Raw genomic sequence first — 18622 nt, 5'->3', positions numbered from 1 at the left:
AGGCTTCATCCGGTTTTTTACGTCAGCATGTACGACTGGAGCATGTCTTCGGCACAGCAGCAGCCCAGCAGCGGTCATGCGTGGTTTACCTTCGGGGGTTAATACTGCGGATACGCGATTTTTGCGCCAGTGGCGCATCTTGTTCTCACTCGTTTTCAGGTGGCATAATGCAAGAGACATTCGATTCCGGCGTCTTCAACCTTGCGCCGATTGCCATGTGGATCGAGGATTTCAGTGACGTCAAAGCGCTTTTCGACATCTGGCGATCGCAAGGGGTCACCGACATCCGCGCCTTCTTGCGGGATGATGTCCGGCGTATCGCCGAATGCTCCAGGCGAATTCGGGTGCTGGATGTCAACAGGAAGACGCTTGAGCTTTTTGAAGCCGATGACGTCGATCATCTCCGAGCGGGCATAGCGCAGATCTTTCGAGACGACATGCTCGAAACGCATAGCAATGAACTGGCCGACCTTTTCGACGGAAAGCTTGCCTTTTCCAGCACCACCGTAAACTACACGCTCTCCGGCCGCCGTCTCGATATCCAGCTTCGCGGTGCGGTCATGCCGGGTCATGAAGGCTCTCTCGCCAAGGTGCTTCTGACGACGGAAAACATCACCACGCGGGAAGATGCGCGCAGGTCTGAAATCGCGCAAAGACTCTATGCCGAAGGCATCTTCGAGCATTCGCCGGTTTCCCTCTGGATCGAGGACTTCAGCCGCATCAAGGCTTTGATCGAGGATATCCGCGCCCGCGGCATCAGCGACTTTCGAACCTTCATGGATGTCCATCCGGAATTTGTCACGCAGTGCATGAGCGAAATCCGCGTCATCGACGTCAACCAGGCGACGCTCGACCTCTTCTGCGCCCCGGATCGCATGACGTTGCTTCAGCGGTTGGGCGATATCTTCCGCGGCGATATGGAAAAGCCGTTCCGCGAGCAACTCATCGAGCTTTGGAACGGAAAGCTGTTCCACCACCGCGAAGTCATCAACTACGCGCTGGATGGATCCGAACGGCACATACTGCTGCATTTTTCGGTCTTTCCCGGTCGCGAAAACGACTGGTCCCGCGTTCAGGTTGCCTTGGCGGATATTACGGCGCGCAAAAAAGCCGAAGCCTATCTCGAATACCTCGGCAAGCATGATGTCCTGACAAAGCTCTACAATCGCGCCTTCTACGCCGAGGAAATCAACCGGCTGGAGAGGAAATCGCTTCGCCCCGTTTCGGCGATCATCATCGATCTCAACGGGCTGAAGGAGGCCAATGACCAGCTTGGTCACGATGCCGGTGATGCCCTGTTGCGGCGGTTCGGTGAAATCCTCAATGGCGCCGTCTCGCAGCCCAACCACGCAGCCCGGATCGGCGGCGACGAGTTCGCCGTTCTGATGCCTGGGGCAGACAACAAGGCCGCGGGCGCGATGATGGAGACGATCAACGAACTCCTGAAGATCAACAACCAGTTCTATTCGAGCGCGCCCCTCACAATGTCCTTCGGCGTCGCGACCAGCGAACAGGGCGAATCCATGGAATCCCTCGTCCAGCGCGCCGATACTCTGATGTACGAGCATAAGAGAGCATTCTACGAAGCCAGGGGCACGATGAGCGCAAGCGGCGGCCGCATTGCCCGCCGGACGTCATAGCAGGGGAAATGCTGAGCGCCCGTGAAGGCATAAGTTAACAAGGCTCAAGCTCCCCATCACAACTTTAAATGTATATTAATACAACTTTAATGATCCGCCCCCATCCGCCCATTCTTTGATTGGCTTGCGCCCCGGCTGCGTGCACCTTTCACCCCGGCGGCCATAATCCGTTCGGGGCCGCTTTCACCGGCGTTGCGTGGGGTCGTTTGCAATGATTGCTTTTGTCATGCGGCTGCGCAGCCGCAATCATTTCAGCACCCGCAAGAACAGAGCGTTCGTCGGCGCCGCACAACGTAGACTTGATTCCAGGAACAGGCTTGCCATCCTCATCGCCGGATTTACCGTTATCTTTCTTGTGACCTTTGCCCGGCTTGTTCAATACGGGCTTGCAGATCCCATTGCGCTCGCATCGATCATCGACGGCACTGCCGCAGTCGCCTCCCGGCCGGATATCGTCGATCGCAACGGACAATTGCTGGCAACAGATCTCAGAACCATGTCGCTCTATGCCGAGCCGCGCAGGATCGTCGATGCCGATGAAGCCGTCGAAAAACTCGCGATCGTCATTCCCAACCTCGACTGGAGCGACACTCACAAGAAACTGCAATCCGGCTCCGCGTTTCAATGGCTGAAACGGCAGCTGACGCCGCGCCAGCAATCGGATATCCTGGCGCTTGGCATCCCCGGCATCGGCTTTCGCCCCGAAAACCGGCGCTTCTATCCGGGCGGCCCCACCGCATCGCATATTCTCGGCCATGTGAACGTCGACAATCAGGGCCTTGCCGGCATGGAGCGGTATATCGACCAGCAAGGCCTGGCTGATCTGCGCGCCGCCGGCTTGACCGGCGATGTGCCGCTGGAACCGGTAAAACTGTCGATCGACCTGCGTGTTCAGCATATCGTCCGCGAGGTCGCCGTACGCGCAATGAAGGACTATCAGGCGGAAGCCGCCGGCGCCGTGGTTCTGGACATGGAAACCGGCGAGGTTCTCGCCATGGCCTCGGTGCCTGACTACGACCCGAACCAGCCCTCCCGGACGCTACCCGACGGCAGCGTCGACAAGGACTATGAGAAGGGATGGTTCAACCGGATCAGCAATGCCACCTTCGAGATGGGATCGACGTTCAAGAGTTTTACCCTGGCCATGGGCCTCGACGCCGAAAAGATCACCCTCAATTCGGTTGTCGATGCGTCACGCCCCATCCGCATGGGCGGGTTCACGATCAAGGATTTCAAAGGCAAGAACCGCCCCCTCTCAATCGTCGAGGTTTTCCAGTACTCATCAAACATCGGCACGGCGGCGGTGGCGGACATGGTCGGCATCGAAGGGCACCAGGAATTCCTGACAAGGCTCGGACTGCTATCCAAAATGGAAACGGAAATGCCGGGCGTGGCGACACCAACGCAGCCGAGGGCCTGGAAGAAGATCAACTCGGTGACCATCTCCTTCGGCCACGGGGTAGCAACCACGCCGTTGCAGACCGCCGTGGCGGCGGCCTCCCTTATCAACGGAGGAAACCTGATCCCACCGACATTTCTGCCCCGGTCGCTTCCGGAGGCAATGGCGATTGCCCGCACGGTCGTAACGGAAAAGACAAGCGCCGATATGCGCTATCTTTTCAACTGGAACGGCTCAAACGGATCAGGCCGGAATGCGCAGGTCGCCGGTTTCAATGTCGGCGGCAAGACCGGAACGGCCGACAAGGTCATCAACGGCCGGTATGCCAAAGATATCAACTTCAACGCCTTCGTTGCGGGCTTCCCGATGCATAAGCCCAAATATATCGTCCTCACCATTGTCGATGCGCCCCGGACCGGAGAGAACGGCGGACGCACGGCAGCATCCACGGCCGCCCCGATGATCAAGGAAATCATCAGCCGCGCCGGCCCGCTGCTCGGCGTTCAGCCGCAATTCGGGAAAGACGGGTCCTTGATTCTCGCCGATTACTGACGGGAAACAGGTTGGCGATACCACGCTCATCAAAGCGGGGGCGGTTCCCGTGATAGCCGCCGGCAGACGCTAAACCGGCGGCGATGGTGCCGTGCTGCCCCGCACGATCAACGTCACAGCAAGCGCCTCCTGTTGCGCAGGCGTCGCGTCCTCAAGGATGGCGGCCACGGCCCGGCGCGCGATCTCGGCAAGTGGCTGCGCCATCGTCGTCAGCCCCGGCACGGCCGTCGCCGCCTCCGGCACGCCGTCGAAGCCGATGACGGACACGTCGTCCGGCACCGCATATCCCCGCCCGGCAAGCCATTGCATGGCAAAGAGAGCAATGCGGTCGGACATGGCCAGGATGGCTGTGGGCGGTCCTGCGGCTGCAAACAGCGTCTCCAGCGCCGCATCGACGCTCGGCCTGTCGTTTTGCGTCGCGTGGATGGGCACATCAGCCCGCCCGACGCCGAAATCCGCCAAGGCCTGCCAATAGCCGAGCGCCCGGTCGCGCGAGGTGAATTTCAGCGAACGGACAGCCTGTTCCGGCGCCATCGCGCCCGCCTCATCGCCGGCGAGGTCGATGGCCAGAATGGCAAACCGCCGATGGCCGAGATCCGCCAAATGCCGCGCCGCCTGCGCTGCCCCGGCGATATTGTCGAGACCGATCGCCGGGATTGCAGCGTCCCCGTCGCCCAGTGCCAGGGCAATGAAAGGCAATTGCCGCCGCCGTGTCAACGCTACCAGCTGTTCCCCGCCCTCGACGCACAGCAGGATGAAGCCGTCGACCAGCGCGCTGTTGATGTTCCAGGCCAGCTTCTGCTGGTTTTGCGCCGAGACCAGCGCGATGCCGGTGCCGGTGGCGTCACAGACCGCCGCGACCTGCGTCATCAGCGCCCGCGCCCAGGGGTCCTCGAAGAAATAGGCCAGTGGCTCGATCGCCGCCACGCCGATGGCATTGACCCGCCCCGCCCGCAGCAGCCGCCCCTTGATATCCGGACCATTGTAGCCAAGATCCCGGGCGATCCCCAGCACGCGCTCGCGCACCTCTTCGCGCACCACCTCCGGCCGGCTGAAGACATTCGACGCCGTCCCCTGCGACACACCGGCCGCCTTGGCAACGTCGGCAAGCTTTAAATGTCCCTTGATCAAGGTCGCTCCTTCATCCACTGAACCCACGTCAACCTAGCAGAATATTGTATCGGTTCAAATCTCTTGACACCTTCCATTGATCAGGCAAAATTGAATCGGTTCAAGAAGGCTTTCGGCTTTTTATTGAATCGATTCAAGAAAGAATAAAACTATGATCCCGATCAGCTATCTTTTCAAGGACCTTTATAACGACCGCTGGGGCGCTCCAACCAATCCGGCACAGGGAAATCCTTTGCAGGAGAGGAACACCATCTTTACGCAGAGGTTCCTTCGCCATCGGGCAGAACGCCCGAACGCCTGGTCCTTCACTATCCCGATCGACCGCCTCTCCAGATAGACGGCCGATACGACGAAACGGTCAAAATTTCGATGCGCGGCCGAGCCTGCGACGGCTTTTGCCGCGCCCTATTCCGAAATGATCTTCACCTTGTCGCCGGGCTTTACCGTCGAGGTAATCTGCATCGCATTGATCAGGCGGAAGAGATCTAGCTTGCGGTCGGTTCCCATCATCCGGGCCGAGAGCGTTGCCAGCGTATCACCGGGCTTTGCTGTGACGACGCGGATGCGCAGCGGCTTCAAGGCAGCAGCTTCCTGTGGCGTCATGCGGCGGAACGAGGCGCGCAGGACATCGGCGGTCGGCTCCAGGCTCGACGCGCCCTTCGGCACGGCGGTGAGGAAGCGGTAGATCTGCGTGTCGATGCGGATCACGGTCACATCGAAATCCCAGCGCTCGGCCGATGCCCGCGCCGTCGCGGCCTCAAGCCCGTTGATCGTCACGGGATGGATCGTGTCCGGCTGCAGGCCGGTTACCCAACCGCTGCCGATATAGTCGGTCAGGCTGCGCTTCTGCGTATCGGCCACGCCGTCAAAGCGGATCGCGGTCTCGTTCGGCCCCGTTGCAAGAACGGCCTCGGCTTTATTGTCGATCTGGAAGCCTGCCGGCACATCGAAGCGGATGCCGAGCTTGCCGTGCAGGAATGTCTGGCCGCGGACATAGCCTTCCTGCGGGCTGTCGCCATAGAGCAGGCCGTCGATACCGGCGAGATAATAGTCGCGGCCACGATCGCCGACGGAACCTTCCGCGCCGAAGGCACGGGCATGGCGGCGGGCGAGATCGACGCGCTGCGGCGCGCTCGGATGGCTCGACAGGAAGTCCAGGCTCTGGTCGCTGTCGGGATCGACCGAGGAGAAACGGCTATAGGCTGCCATCGAATCAAGGAAGCGCGCCGCCGCATAGGGGTCGTAACCCGCCTCGCCGAGCATGCGCACGCCGATGACGTCAGCCTGCAATTCCTGATTGCGCGAGAACGCCGCCAGGCGCAGCTTGCCGCGCGCCAAGGCCTGCTTGCCGGCCAGATCGCTCGACAACACCTCTGATACGACGCGGCTGGCGATGACTTCAGCCTCTTCGCGCTGCTGCCGCTCGATGCCATGATTGGCCGTCACGTGCGCCATTTCGTGCGAGAGCACAGCTGCCACTTCCGAGGCATCATTGGCGAGCGCCAGAAGGCCGCGCGTCACATAGAGATAGCCACCCGGCAGCGCGAAGGCGTTGATGGCGGGAGAATTGAGAATGGTGATCCGGTAGGACTGGTTCGGATTCTCCGAAACCGCCGTCAGCGCGCCGGTGATGCGGGCGACCAGCCGTTCGGTCTTTTCGTCCTGATACTCGCCGCCATAGCTCGCAACGATACGCGGATGTTCGCGGGCGCCGACCTGGGCGCGCGGGTCGTTCTTCTGGACTTCCTCGACGATCTGCGGATTGGACGACGGCGAGACCTTGGGCTCGTAGGTCTGCTCGATCACCGACTGGCAGCTGGACAACATCAGGCTTCCCGCCAGCGCCGCGACAGCGCGAAAGGACACGCCGGAGCCTGTTCCTGAAACCCGCTTCTGCGTGCCTGTCGTTCTGCTCATCGCCTCAGCTCATTTCCAGTCTTCAGGCCAGCCGTGCAAACCGTTCCGGTGTTAACACGCGTGCAAATTCAGTATTCTTTACAGCCCCATAAATAAGCCGGGCGGCGGTCACGGCAATGACCTGCTGTAGCCTATTCGCGCCATGCGTGCCTAGCATACGCCGATAGAAATAGTTGCCCCGTGATATCCCGGCAACGCATAGGAGAACGCACGCCGCCGGACATCCAAAGCGCCGTCGCATAGGCTGTCGTTCAAATTGTGGCAAAAGCATCGCAGGCGATACTCACCGGCCGAGAAACCGGGCGACAGCCGGAAGATCGGTATGCTCGAGAAACTGCGCCGTGGGTTCATGCAGGAGAATGCGGCCCTTGTCGAGAAAGAGCACGCTGTCGGCCAGCGCCCGGACATCGTCGGGATGATGGGTGATGATCAGGATCGTATGGCCCTCCTGTCCGTGCAGATCGAGGATGAGGCTGCTCATGCCAGCGCGCAGACCCGGATCGAGCGCCGCAAACGGCTCATCGAGAAGCAGGATCGGCTTGCGGCGCACCAGTGCCCGGGCAAGCGCCACCCGCTGCCGTTCGCCGCCGGATAAGGTCGGCGGCAGGCGCTTGCCAAAACCCTCCAGCCCGACGCGCAGCAGCGCACCTGCAATCTTCGCCTTCTCCTTGACGCCCAGCTTTAGCGCCGGATCGATGCCGAGACCGATATTGGTGGCGACGTCGAGATGCGCAAACAGGTTGTGTTCCTGAAAGATCACCGACACCGGCCGCTCAGCAGGATCGCGCCCGGCAACATCGTCCCCGAGAATCTCGACTGTGCCCGCGTCGGGCGTCTCGAACCCGGCGATCACATTGAGCAGCGTCGATTTGCCGGAACCGGACGCCCCGGTCACCGCGACGATCTGCCCCTTGCCGATGGCGCAATCGAAGTGCAGTTCGGTCTGGCCGAACTGCACGCGCACGCCGCTGAGGCGAACCGCAATATCCGTTTCAGGCGGTGACATCTTTACTCCTCGTATCATCGGCCTCTGCCCGCGACGTACCGGCGATCGTTAGCACCAGGCAGACGAGGCCGAGAAACAGCGCCAGCCCCGCCGCATCGGTCGAGCGATAACCGGCCATGCGGCTGTAAAGAAGCCACGGCAGCGTCACCATATCCTGCGAACCGAACAGCGCCACGGCACCGAGATCGCCGAGCGACAAGGCACAGGCAAAAGACAGGGCCATCAGCAACGGCCTACGCAACCCCGGCCAGTCGATCAGGCGCCAACGATGCCAGCCGCCGAGACCGAGGCTCACCGCAAGCCGGGCCGTCCGGGCAGTATGGGTAGCCATCGCCGGCTCCAGCACGCGGTAGACGAAGGGCAGCGCCATCAGCGTATTGATCAGGATGACCAAAAGCGGCGCAAAACGGGCGACATCGCCGAGCGGCCGCAACAGCAGGAACCAGCCTGCCCCCAGAACGACCGGCGGCACCAACAGCACCAGCGACGAACTGGCAAAAATCCCGGCCGAAAGCCCCCGCAGAAACACCGCTGGCCGCCGGGACGAAAGTGCTGCCTGCCGCGCCCGGATCATCAGAGCGGCCGAGAGGACACAAAGCAGACCCGAAGCCAGCGCGATGACGATACTGGTGAGCAACGCCCGCTGCACCGTCGGATCGCTGGCCAGCCGGACGAGATCGGCGCGAAGACCGGAGGAGACCACCGAGCCAAGCGGCAGGACGAGAAACAGCACCGCAAACACGATCACCAGCCCGTCACCCACCCGGCCAAACCGGCTACGGCCATCGAACCGGCGCACTTTGCGCCCGCCGCCGTGGCCTTCATCGGCAGTGGGCGTCAGCAAGCGGATGGCAATCAGCAGCGCTGCAGTCACCGAAATCTGCAGCAGCGACAGCGCGATGGCGCGCGGCGGATCGAAATCGAAGCGCAGCGCCTGATAGATCGCCACTTCGATCGTGCTGGCCGCCGGCCCGCCGCCAAGCGTCAGGACCAGGGTAAAGCTGGTGGCGCAGAGCATGAAGATCAGTCCGGCGATACCCGGCAAAAGCCCGCGGATCACCGGCCATTCGATGAAGCGGAAAATCGAAACCGGCCGCATGCCGAGATTGGCCCCGACCAGCCAGTATTCGCCCGGAATGCGCTCCAGCCCGCTCAGCATCAGCCGTGCGGCCAACGGCATGTTGAAGAAGACATGGGCGACGAGAATACCCGACAGGCCGTAGATGCTCACCGGCTGATCGAGGCCGACAGCCACAAGCGCCGTGTTGAGCACGCCCTGCCGCCCCCAGATGCCGATCAGGCCCAGAGCCGCGACCAGCGCCGGCAGCCCAAGCGGCAGCGCCATCAGCCGGATGATCCAGACACGGCCGGGAAAGGCCGCTTGCCGCGCCAGCGCCCGGGCAACGGGGATGGCAAAGAGAATGGAAAGAAGCGCGGAAAGCGAGGCCTGCAACAGCGTGAACCGGGCAACACGCCAGACATAGGCATCAAACAGCACGCCGTCATTGGCTGAGCCCGGCTCGTCGAAGGCGAGAAGCGCCGCAGCCGCCAGACAGACGAACAGCAAAATACCGCCAAGGCAAAGCGCACCGGCGGCAAGCGTCCAACGTCGTTCCATGCGGTTGATCATGATGACTTTATCTCGTTTACGGGCGTCACCTCGTCCCCTCTTCTCCCCATCGGGGAGAAGGTGGCCCGCAGGGCCGGATGAGGGGGCCAAACACTCAGAATGTGCCGAACCGCCCCCTCATCGCCTCGCAGTCGCTCGGCACTTCTCCCCGCCGGGGAGAAGAGGAAACGATCGTCCCAGCCCGTCCAGTTCCTGCTCATCGCCGCCAGCCACTCATCAATCCAGCCCTCCCGCACGCGGAAAGCCTTCAGCCCCTCACCCTAGCCCTCTCCCCGCACGCGGGGAGAGCGGATGACAGAGCTTGCAGCAGGTCCCTTCTCCCCGTCATAACGGGGAGAAGGTGCCCGACAGGCCGGATGAGGGGCAGCCCTGCCCAAACGTAACGCTAGTTCTTGCTCATCGCAGCCAACCACTCGTCGATCCAGGCCTTGCGGTTGGCGGCAACCTCGTCCGACGACATCAGAAACGTCTTTTCCGGCGTCACCAGCTTGCCGAACGCCTCCGGCAGCAGTTCCTTGGTGGCGGCAACCGGCATCATCCAGTTGGTGGTCGGGATGATCGACTGGAATTCCGGCCCGGTCACGAAGGAGAGAAAGTCCTTGGCGAGCGCCGGATCCTTGGCGGCCTTGGTCATACCAGCCACTTCGATCTGGATGTAATGACCTTCCGAGAAGGCGGCAGCCTGATAGCGGTCGGTATTTTCGGCAACCATGTGATAGGCCGGCGAGGTCGTGTAGGACAAAACCATCGGCGCCTCGCCCTTGGTGAACAGGCCGTAAGCTTCCGACCAGCCGGGGGTGACGGTCAGGACGCGATCCTTGAGCTTTGCCCAGGCGGCGGGAGCATCCTTGCCATAGACAGACTTGACCCAAAGCAGCAGGCCAAGGCCCGGCGTCGAGGTGCGCGGATCCTCGATGACGATCTTCTGGTTCGGATCGCCCTCGACCAGTTCCTTCAGGCTCTTCGGCGGTTCCTTCATCACCTGCGTGTCGTAGGTCACGGCAAAATGGCCGTAGTCATAGGGAACGAACGTATCGTCGCTAAAGCCGCCGGGAACCTTGACGGCCGAGGTATCGACGCCGTGCGGCGCAAAGAAGCCGGTCGCCTTGGCCTCGGACACGAGATTGGTGTCGAGGCCAAGCACGATATCGGCCTTGGAGGAGGCGCCCTCGAGCTTCAGCCGGGTCAGGAGCTCGACGCCATCGGCGACGCTGACATAGGACACCTTGCAGCCGCAGGTCTTCTCAAAGGCTTCCGCGACCTTGGCGCCGGGGCCCCATTCGCTGGTGAAGCTTTCATAGGTATAGACCGTCAGCACCTTGTCTTCGGCCGAGGCGGAAAACGGCGTAGCGAGGGCAGCGACTGCCGCGAAAAATGGCCCGAGAAGTGGAATGATTGCCTTGCGCATCCGCGCCTCCTTATAAATCCAAAAAATGGGAATAGGGCGCTGGAATGTGCCGTCTAATCCCTCCGCCGGTACAAACCGGATCAGGTTCTTCGGGTTGGCTTTTAAAAAGCCTCTCAGCCAAACGTTCAAAAAAAGAACGGCCGGCACCCCGTTAGAGCAGGAGGAGGTTTAGACCCGGGGGATATGCTTGGCAAGGGGGCAAGAACGGGTGGCTATTGCCGGGCTGTCGCGCCGTTCCCGTTTGGAGCGGGATGGGCTACAGATGTCCCGAAGCCGCCATTGACGCCACGATATGACGGGCATAAACAGACTTATTGGCAGAAGGAGACTTATGCGCAGAAGATTAGATTAAACCGCCTGTAGCGGTATCGCTCGGCACCATAACGGTGCTGATCTTCTTTGCATGTATATTCTGTGGAGTTCTCATGGAGAACCAAAATCTAGTGGTCCGGCCGTTTGTGGCGGCGACGGACACCAAAAAACTGTCAGGCATTTGGCTCGACGCTTCCCTTGTCGCTCACCCTTTCATCGGTGAATCCAGACTCCTCGAACAGCGGCAGCTGATCGAGGAAAAATACTTGCCCAATGCCGAGACCTGGGTGGCCTGCCGCATGGGTGAACCTGTTGGCTTCATCAGCTTGATGGACACGTTCATCGGGGGAATTTTTGTTGCCCCGGACCAGCACGGGCGGGGAATCGGACGCAAGTTGATCACCCATGCGGTGGATCGAAAAGGCGAACTTTCATTGGAAGTCTATACCGAGAACGAACAAGCCATGCGGTTCTACACAGCGCTTGGGTTCTATGAAGTGTCGCGAAGAGCCACCGACGATGAAGGCTTTCCTTTCGAGAATGCGCGTTTGCGATTAAAGGGCTGAAACAGCGGCCGGGCAACTTCATTCGTTGCCCGGCATGACCGCTTCTGGCGCCCAAGGCAGGCCATCACCTATTTTAAGGGTGGCGGTCACCGTGACACCCCTCACTCCGCCGGCTTCTGCGGCAACCGCACGGCCTTCAGGCTAATCGCCGCAGTGAGCGCGATCAACGAGATGCCGCCAGCCGTCAGGAACAGCGGCAGGAAGGCAGCCGTATAGCTCTCAGCCACCAGCTGGCGTGTTGCCTCCGGCAGGGTTGACAACACCAGCGGCGTCAGCTTTTCGATGTCGGTGATGCCCGGGATCGCCGTGGTGCCGCGGGCAAGGCCTGCCGCGATGATCGCGCCGTAGATCGAGATGGCGATCGAGGCGCCGCCCATGCGTGACAGGGTGACGGCGCCGGTGGCGGCCCCGACATCGCCGCGCGAGGCGATGTTCTGCACCGCGACGATCGGCACCTGCTGGCCAAACCCGATGCCGATGCCGTGCAGCGCCATGATTGCGCAGATCACATAAAGCGGCGTGCCGGGCTGGATCTGCGTGAAGATAAGCAAGGCCACAACCGTCAGGCTGGCGCTGACGATCGCAAACGGCTTGTAGCGGCCGCTCCGCGAAATCAGCCGTCCTGCCGTCAGCGAACCGCAGACGATGCCGCCGGTCAGCATGATGAACAGCAGCCCTGCGAGCGACGGTGTCAGCCCTGTCGTCGTCTGCAGATACAGCGCAAAATAATTGACCATGCCGATGCCGACGGCGCCGCTTGCCAGCGAAATCACCAGCATCAGGCTGAACGTCGGATTGCGAAACAGCGTCAAAGGCACGATCGGCTCCGGCGCCCGCCGCTCGACAAACACCCAAGCCGTGGCGCAGATCGCGCCAAGCGCGACGATCGCCAGGCTGCCGAGCGACAACAGCGAGCCGAACAGTTCGGCACCATCGCCCAGAAGCACGACGCAGGTAACGGCGGCGGCGAGAAGCAGCGCGCCGGCATAATCGATCGTCGGACGGCGTGTCGGGCGGCGATAGGGCAGAAAGACGAACAGGCCGATAAGCACCGCGATACCGATCGGGATGTTGATGAGGAAGATCGAGCGCCAGCCGAAGTGATCGCTCATCGCGCCACCGATCACCGGGCCGACGGCGCCGGACGCCATCAGGACCAAGCTGGAATAGCTCTGGTAGCGCGCCCGTTCACGCGGCTCGAACAGGTCGGCAGTGATCGAAAAGATCGACACCATGATGCCGCCGCCGCCAAGCCCTTGCAGCACACGCGCCGCAATCAGCGTGTTCATCGAGACGGCCAGCCCGCAGGCAATCGACCCCAGCGTAAAAATCGTCACCGCCGCGATCATCACATATTTGCGGCCGAACAGATCGCCGAGCTTGCCGTAGAGCGGCATGACGGCGCAGGTGGCCAGCAGATAGGCAGAGCCGATCCAGCCGAACCGCTCCATCTGCCCGAATTCACCGACAATGGTCGGCAGCGCGGTCGCGACGATCTGGTTGTCCAGCGTCGCCATGAACAAAGCCGTCATCAGGAAGAAGAAAAGCGTGAGGCGGAGCGCCGGGTTTGAGACCAGCGGCGCCGGGGTGACCTGCATGTCCATGGGAGAATTCCAATTGCGTTGGCCAATTTATGTGCTGTTAGCATATAATTGTCAACAGCACATTTATGCCCAAAGCATATTCATGCTTTATGGAACCCGCGCGTTTTGCTAGGATGCGCCATGGATCACGCACCCTCACCCTTGGAATGCAGCGGCGACGCGGAGAGCCACCGCACCTTGATCAGCAACTCGATGGGCCGCTGGCGGACGATGATCGGGCGGCGGGTGCTTGCCCGTCTGGCGATCAGCAATGTCGCACCGAGCCTTGAAATCACCCATCTCGACGTGCTCGATGCCGTGCGCCGGGCCGAACCGGAGGGCGAAGTGACGGTCGGCACCATTGCCGAGATGATGCGCATCGATCCGTCGCGCGCCAGCCGCATCGTCGGCGAGATGGTGACACGCGGTGCACTGCGCCGGGAAGCCTCGCAGGCCGATGCCCGCCGCATCATCGTCGTCATGACCGAGCTTGGCCAGCAGCTGATGATCAAGATCCAGGCAGTCAAGCGCGATGTCATCGAAAGCGTGCTGGCCGATTGGCCGGAAGAAGACGTCGCCAGCTTCGCCCACCTCTTCGACCGCTTCGTCACCTCGTTCGAGCAGGTCTGCACCACCCGCGCTAAGGATACGGATTAGCATCCCTCTTCTCCCCATCGGGGAGAAGTGCCGAGCGAATGCGAGGCGATGAGGGGGCGGTTCGGCACGTTCACAGCTTGCGGTTCCCCCTCATCCGACCCTTCGGGCCACCTTCTCCCCGCTGGGGAGAAGAGATCCATCACCGCCAAATACACGCCCGCCTCTTCCCCTCATCCCCCTGTTTACGCTATGGCCTTGCGCCATGAGCAAACAGGCTTTCGTAATCTTGATGGGCGGGCCGCTGACGCCGACGGACAGGCTTTTGGCCCAGCTGGCCGACGCCCGCGTCATTGCGGCCGATGGCGGCATGCGCCATGCGAGCGCGCTTGGCCTGACGCCGGAACTCTGGGTCGGCGATTTCGATTCCACGGCCGACGCCCTGATCGCCGAATGGCCGAACGTTGCCCGCGAGCCCTATCCCGCCGCCAAGAACGAGACCGATGGCGAAATCGCCGTTGCCACGGCCCTTGAGCGCGGCGCGGCGCGGCTGGTGCTGGCAGGCGCCTTGGGCGGCGAGCGCAGCGACCATGCCTTCATGCACCTGCTCTATGCCGCCAAACTCGCCGAACAGGGCATCGACATGCTGCTGACCTCCGGCGAGGAGGAAGCCTATCCGCTCCTGCCCGGCACGTTCGAGATCGACCTGCCGAAGAGCAGCCTGTTTTCCATCCTCGGGCTCGATACGCTGACCGGCCTGTCCATTGAAGGCGCCCGTTATCCGCTCAAGGATTTCCATCTGCCGTTCGGCTCCTCGCGCACTGTTTCCAATGTCGCCGAAGGCACCGTCCGCTTTACCCTTTCCTCCGGCCGGGCGCTCATCCTTGCCCGTCCGCAAGACCTTTCGGGAGCCTGACCATGGCACCACCCATTCTGAAACTCGATGATATCTTCCTCTCCTTCGGCGGCACGCCGCTGCTGGCCGGCGCCAATCTGCAGGTGGAGCCGGGCGACCGCATCTGCCTCGTCGGCCGCAACGGCTCGGGCAAATCGACCTTGATGAAGATGGCGGCCGGCCTTGCCGAACCGCAGACCGGCGAAATCTTCCGCCACCCCTCCGTCACCATCCGTTACCTCAATCAGGCCCCCGATTTCGAAGGCTTCGATACGGTCCGCGCCTATGCCGAGGCCGGCCTTGGCCCAAGCGACGATCCCTACCGCGTCGCATATCTTCTGGAACATCTGGGCCTCACCGGCGACGAGGACCCGAACCAGCTTTCGGGCGGTGAATCCCGCCGCGCAGCGCTTGCCCGCGTCATGGCGCCCGAGCCGGATATCCTGCTTCTCGACGAACCGACCAACCATCTCGACCTGCCGACCATCGAATGGCTGGAAGGTGAGCTGATCAAGAGCCGCTCGGCCCTCGTGGTCATCTCCCATGACCGGCGCTTCCTCGAAAAGGTCTCCAATGCCACCGTCTGGCTCGATCGCGGCCAGTCTCGCCGCCTCAGCCAGGGCTTTGCCTTCTTCGAAGCCTGGCGCGACAAAGTGCTCGAAGAAGAAGAGCTCGAACAGCACAAGCTCGGCAAGGAGATCGAACGCGAGGAACACTGGCTGCGTTATGGCGTGACGGCAAGGCGCAAGCGCAACATGCGCCGCCTCGGCGCGCTGCAGGACCTGCGTGCCAAGCACCGCGGCCATAACGGCCCGCAAGGCTCGGTGCAGGCGACCGTCTCGGACGCCCGCGAATCCGGCAAGCTGGTGATCGAGGCCGATCAGATCACCAAGACCTATGGCGACCGCAATATCGTCGCCCCCTTCTCGATCCGCGTCCACCGCACAGATTGCATCGGCCTCGTCGGCCCGAATGGTGCCGGCAAGACCACGCTGCTGAAGATGCTGACCGGCCAGATCAAGCCGGACAGCGGCTGGGTCAAGCTCGGCACCAACCTTGAGATCGCCACGCTCGACCAGCGCCGCGAGGACCTGAACCTTGAGGATACGCTGGCCCATTACCTCACCGACGGCCGCGGCGACAACCTGTTGGTCAATGGCGAGCAGCGCCATGTCACCGGCTACATGAAGGAATTTCTGTTCCAGCCGGAACAGGCGCGCACCCCGATCAAGAACCTGTCCGGCGGCGAGCGCGCCCGGCTAATGCTCGCCCGCATCCTGTCGCGCCCGACCAACCTGTTGATCCTCGACGAACCGACCAACGATCTCGATATCGAGACGCTCGATCTGCTTCAGGAAATCGTCGCCGGCTTCCCCGGCACCGTCATCCTCGTTTCCCACGACCGCGACTTCCTCGACCGCACCGTCACCTCGACCATAGCGCCTGCCAACCCCGACGCGCCCGACGGCCGCTGGATCGAATATGCCGGCGGCTATTCCGACATGATGGCGCAGCGCAAGGGCATGGCCGACGAAAAGAAGCGCGCGGAAAAAGCCGAAAAAGCCAAATCCGCCACCGACAACGGCTCCTCAGCGCCCAAAACCGGCAAGGGCAAACTCTCCTTCAAACAGAAATTCGCGCTGGAAAACCTGCCGAAGGAGATGGAAAAAGCCGAAGCCGTGATCGCCAAACACGAAAAGGAAATGGCCGACCCGAACCTGTTTTCCAGGAACCCGGCCCGGTTTTCGGCGCTCGCCGCCGAGCTCGAAAAGCTGCGGACTTCGATCACAAAGATGGAAGAGGAATGGCTGGAACTGGAGATGCTGCGGGAAGAGATCGAGGGGTAGCGGGCACATTTGCCGTCAGACAGTTGCATGCTTTTCGTGCGGGCGCTGCCAAAGCAAGGCTGTCGTGAGAAACACAAAAACGATCGCACCGGCGACGTATAATATCCGCGTGGAAAACGATTCCGCAGCGCTGCCAGGCAAGGGCGAAACGCCAAGCCCGAAGAGGATCAGGAACGTCGTCAGCGCACCGGCGTAAAGCTTCGCGTCCGCAGTCCGCGCTGCCGCGCGGCCGCCAAAAATCAGGCAGACGACCAGCACGATGACGAACATGGAAAACAGGTTCGGGCGGATCGTTAGAATGGCATAGGCGAGCGACGCGACGATACCGCCAAGGAGATTGACGATAGCGAGCCCGACGGACGCCCGGCCGCTTGCCGTTGTATCGAGTTGCCCAAGCAGGGACGCCACCGTTATCGGAATGACGATTGCCGCACCCAGATCCTCGCTGGTCAGGCAGATTGTCACAGTCGATAGGAGGATCACAGTGTTTGCCAGAGCGCGCAGATACCCGGGCGTGGTCGGGGCCGGAGGCTGTAGCTGCGGCATAATCGATGCCGGCTCCGGAATGACCGCATGGGCAAGCCACATCATCACCGCTCCGCTCAGCACCCCGATCGTCAGGATCGACAGGATCGACGCCGCCAGCTCCTTGTTGAGGATACCCAGCAGCGGCACCATGACAGCGACGACGAGGACCAGGAAAACCGCCGGGCCGCCTTTGCCGCTCGATTGTGCAAGGAAACATGAAAAGTAGATCAGGCCGAGGACCATGAGAAAGGTCGCGGGCCGATCGCCGAACCATGAGGTCAGAAGCATCATGACGACGCCGGTGGCAAGAATGAGGATCGCCATCCCCAGCGTCTTGCCAAGAGGCATGGGCTGCGGACTCGACAGGAGAAACTGGGCTGCAAAGAGCGGCCCAAGGAACGGGACGACCGCACCCATCGCAACCGCGAGCGTGAAACCCACCGAGACCGCGAGCGCCACCCGCAGTCCCTTGCGTCTCTGCTCGGCAACGGGGTCAGCCAGCATAGGTTAGAACCGACATGATGCGTATCCAGAGCGAGCCCCATGCATTCGTGACAGGGTGCTCCCCGGTATAGATGACAACCGTCGCCTGCGAACCGTAGCGAACCCCCTTGGGCCTCCCCTCCTCCAGAACCAGCCGAACGGGGAAGCGCTGTGCCTCGGCGACCCAGCCGCTGTCGCTTCGAATGGTCGGCAGGCCGGTACTCGGATCGGTGCCGCCCTGCGATACGCCGAGCCCGACGCTTTCCACCTTTGCCTTAAACAATTGCCCTGGAAGGGCGTCGAACAGGATTTCGGCTTCGTTGCCCACCGCAACCCTTTCGAGACTGTTCTCCTTGAAGGCCCCGGCGATCCAGACCGTACCGACATCAATGAAGGTCATGGCAGACTGGCCGGCACTGACCACCTTGCCGATTGACAGCTGCAGATTGGTCACGACACCCGCGGCCGGGGCGCGAACGGTCGTGCGCAACAGATCGAGCTGCGCCCTTTGCAGCGCCGCAAGCGCTTCCTTCAGCTGCGGATTGTCGCTACCCGCCGGGCCGAGATCCTCCTGCGCGCTCAAAAGATCGGCTTGCGCACCCTTTACCGCCGCTTCCGCCTGATCGAAGGCAAGTTTGGCTTCATCGAATTTCGCCTGCGCGTAAACCCCTCGCTTGACCAGTTCCGAGGCCCGGCCGAACTGCTCGCGGGCATTGTCGCGGTTCGCTTGGGCTTCCACGAGCCGTGCCTGCACCGCATCAACCTGCGCCGTCGAGGCGCCGATTGTCTGGCCGACGCGCTCGAGAGCCGCTTCCGCTTCCGCGACTGCGATCTGGTAACGGCTCGGATCGATGCGAAACAGCACCTGCTCTGCCTCGACAGGCGAATTGTCTGTGACGTTGACCTCGACAACGCGTCCCGTGACTTCGGGAGCAATGCCGACGACATAGGCCTGTACCTGCGCCTGCGAGCTCGAGGGTGTCCTTCGTTCCATGAAGATGGAAAGGACGAGTAAAACCAGAGCCAGAAGCACGATGATCAGTGCAACCCTGCGCAAAGGATTGCCGGCTGGCGGCGCCGGCACAGGTTCGCTTGACGTTTCTTCAGAAGCCACGGATCGTTCCTTTGACT

At 61.9% G+C, this 18622-nt stretch carries 14 protein-coding genes and 1 riboswitch; of the genes, 6 read left to right on the top strand and 8 right to left on the bottom strand.

Annotated features, from left to right (window positions below):
• The first annotated feature begins 167 nt into the window (after nt 1-167).
• Both ACP7E0_RS22670 and ACP7E0_RS22665 read left to right on the top strand, forming a co-directional pair.
• Entirely contained in the window at nt 168-1640 is a 1473-nt protein-coding gene (locus ACP7E0_RS22670; protein WP_426128039.1) for a diguanylate cyclase domain-containing protein, read from the top strand.
• Nucleotides 1641-1851: 211 nt separating this feature from the next.
• Entirely contained in the window at nt 1852-3591 is a 1740-nt protein-coding gene (locus ACP7E0_RS22665; protein ID WP_426128037.1) for a peptidoglycan D,D-transpeptidase FtsI family protein, read from the top strand.
• Between the two features lie 69 nt (nt 3592-3660).
• Here the strand turns inward: ACP7E0_RS22665 and ACP7E0_RS22660 are convergent, their stop codons facing one another.
• The 5 genes from ACP7E0_RS22660 to thiB form a co-directional block, all read right to left on the bottom strand.
• Nucleotides 3661-4722 (bottom strand): LacI family DNA-binding transcriptional regulator, encoded by a 1062-nt coding sequence (locus tag ACP7E0_RS22660; protein ID WP_426128035.1) that lies wholly within the window; start codon nt 4720-4722, stop codon nt 3661-3663.
• Between the two features lie 405 nt (nt 4723-5127).
• Nucleotides 5128-6549, bottom strand: a complete 1422-nt coding sequence (locus tag ACP7E0_RS22655; RefSeq protein WP_426128243.1) for a M48 family metalloprotease — start codon at nt 6547-6549, stop codon at nt 5128-5130.
• A 373-nt stretch (nt 6550-6922) separates the two neighbouring features.
• Complete coding sequence (locus ACP7E0_RS22650; protein WP_426128034.1) at nt 6923-7645, bottom strand: ATP-binding cassette domain-containing protein; 723 nt, start codon at nt 7643-7645, stop codon at nt 6923-6925.
• Entirely contained in the window at nt 7632-9275 is a 1644-nt protein-coding gene (gene thiP / locus ACP7E0_RS22645) for a thiamine/thiamine pyrophosphate ABC transporter permease ThiP (RefSeq protein WP_426128032.1), read from the bottom strand. The genes ACP7E0_RS22650 and thiP overlap by 14 nt, the downstream gene beginning before the upstream one ends.
• A 385-nt stretch (nt 9276-9660) precedes the next feature.
• On the bottom strand, nt 9661-10683 hold the full coding sequence (gene thiB / locus ACP7E0_RS22640; RefSeq protein ID WP_426128031.1) for a thiamine ABC transporter substrate binding subunit: 1023 nt from the start codon (nt 10681-10683) through the stop codon (nt 9661-9663).
• Nucleotides 10684-10723: 40 nt separating this feature from the next.
• Nucleotides 10724-10844, bottom strand: a riboswitch (TPP riboswitch).
• A gap of 264 nt (nt 10845-11108) precedes the next feature.
• Between thiB and ACP7E0_RS22635 the strand changes: the two genes are divergently transcribed.
• Nucleotides 11109-11561: a GNAT family N-acetyltransferase gene (locus tag ACP7E0_RS22635; protein ID WP_426128030.1), complete on the top strand. Its 453-nt coding sequence runs from the start codon at nt 11109-11111 to the stop codon at nt 11559-11561.
• A gap of 101 nt (nt 11562-11662) precedes the next feature.
• Here the strand turns inward: ACP7E0_RS22635 and ACP7E0_RS22630 are convergent, their stop codons facing one another.
• Nucleotides 11663-13165, bottom strand: coding sequence for an MDR family MFS transporter (locus tag ACP7E0_RS22630; protein ID WP_426128028.1), 1503 nt, complete (start codon nt 13163-13165; stop codon nt 11663-11665).
• Nucleotides 13166-13285: 120 nt separating this feature from the next.
• Between ACP7E0_RS22630 and ACP7E0_RS22625 the strand changes: the two genes are divergently transcribed.
• From ACP7E0_RS22625 to ACP7E0_RS22615, 3 genes are all read left to right on the top strand, one after another.
• The gene (locus ACP7E0_RS22625; protein WP_426128026.1) at nt 13286-13801 is read left to right on the top strand and encodes a MarR family winged helix-turn-helix transcriptional regulator; all 516 of its coding nucleotides are present in this window, start codon (nt 13286-13288) and stop codon (nt 13799-13801) included.
• A gap of 202 nt (nt 13802-14003) precedes the next feature.
• Nucleotides 14004-14654, top strand: coding sequence for a thiamine diphosphokinase (locus ACP7E0_RS22620; RefSeq protein WP_426128024.1), 651 nt, complete (start codon nt 14004-14006; stop codon nt 14652-14654).
• A 2-nt stretch (nt 14655-14656) separates the two neighbouring features.
• Complete coding sequence (locus tag ACP7E0_RS22615; protein ID WP_426128022.1) at nt 14657-16480, top strand: ABC-F family ATP-binding cassette domain-containing protein; 1824 nt, start codon at nt 14657-14659, stop codon at nt 16478-16480.
• Nucleotides 16481-16495: 15 nt separating this feature from the next.
• Here ACP7E0_RS22615 and ACP7E0_RS22610 read toward each other — a convergent pair whose 3' ends face one another.
• Nucleotides 16496-17512 carry a DUF2955 domain-containing protein gene (locus ACP7E0_RS22610; protein ID WP_426128020.1) on the bottom strand — a complete coding sequence of 339 codons (1017 nt, stop codon included), beginning with the start codon at nt 17510-17512 and terminating at the stop codon, nt 16496-16498.
• Nucleotides 17502-18605 (bottom strand): HlyD family secretion protein, encoded by a 1104-nt coding sequence (locus tag ACP7E0_RS22605; RefSeq protein ID WP_426128018.1) that lies wholly within the window; start codon nt 18603-18605, stop codon nt 17502-17504. The genes ACP7E0_RS22610 and ACP7E0_RS22605 overlap by 11 nt, the downstream gene beginning before the upstream one ends.
• Nucleotides 18606-18622: the final 17 nt, after the last annotated feature.

The organism is Pararhizobium sp. PWRC1-1 (assembly GCF_049897905.1).
Taxonomy (GTDB): Bacteria; Pseudomonadota; Alphaproteobacteria; order Rhizobiales; family Rhizobiaceae; genus Pararhizobium.
The sequence above is the reverse complement of the archived record's forward strand: the minus strand, read 5'-3'. Positions and strand labels throughout refer to the sequence as shown.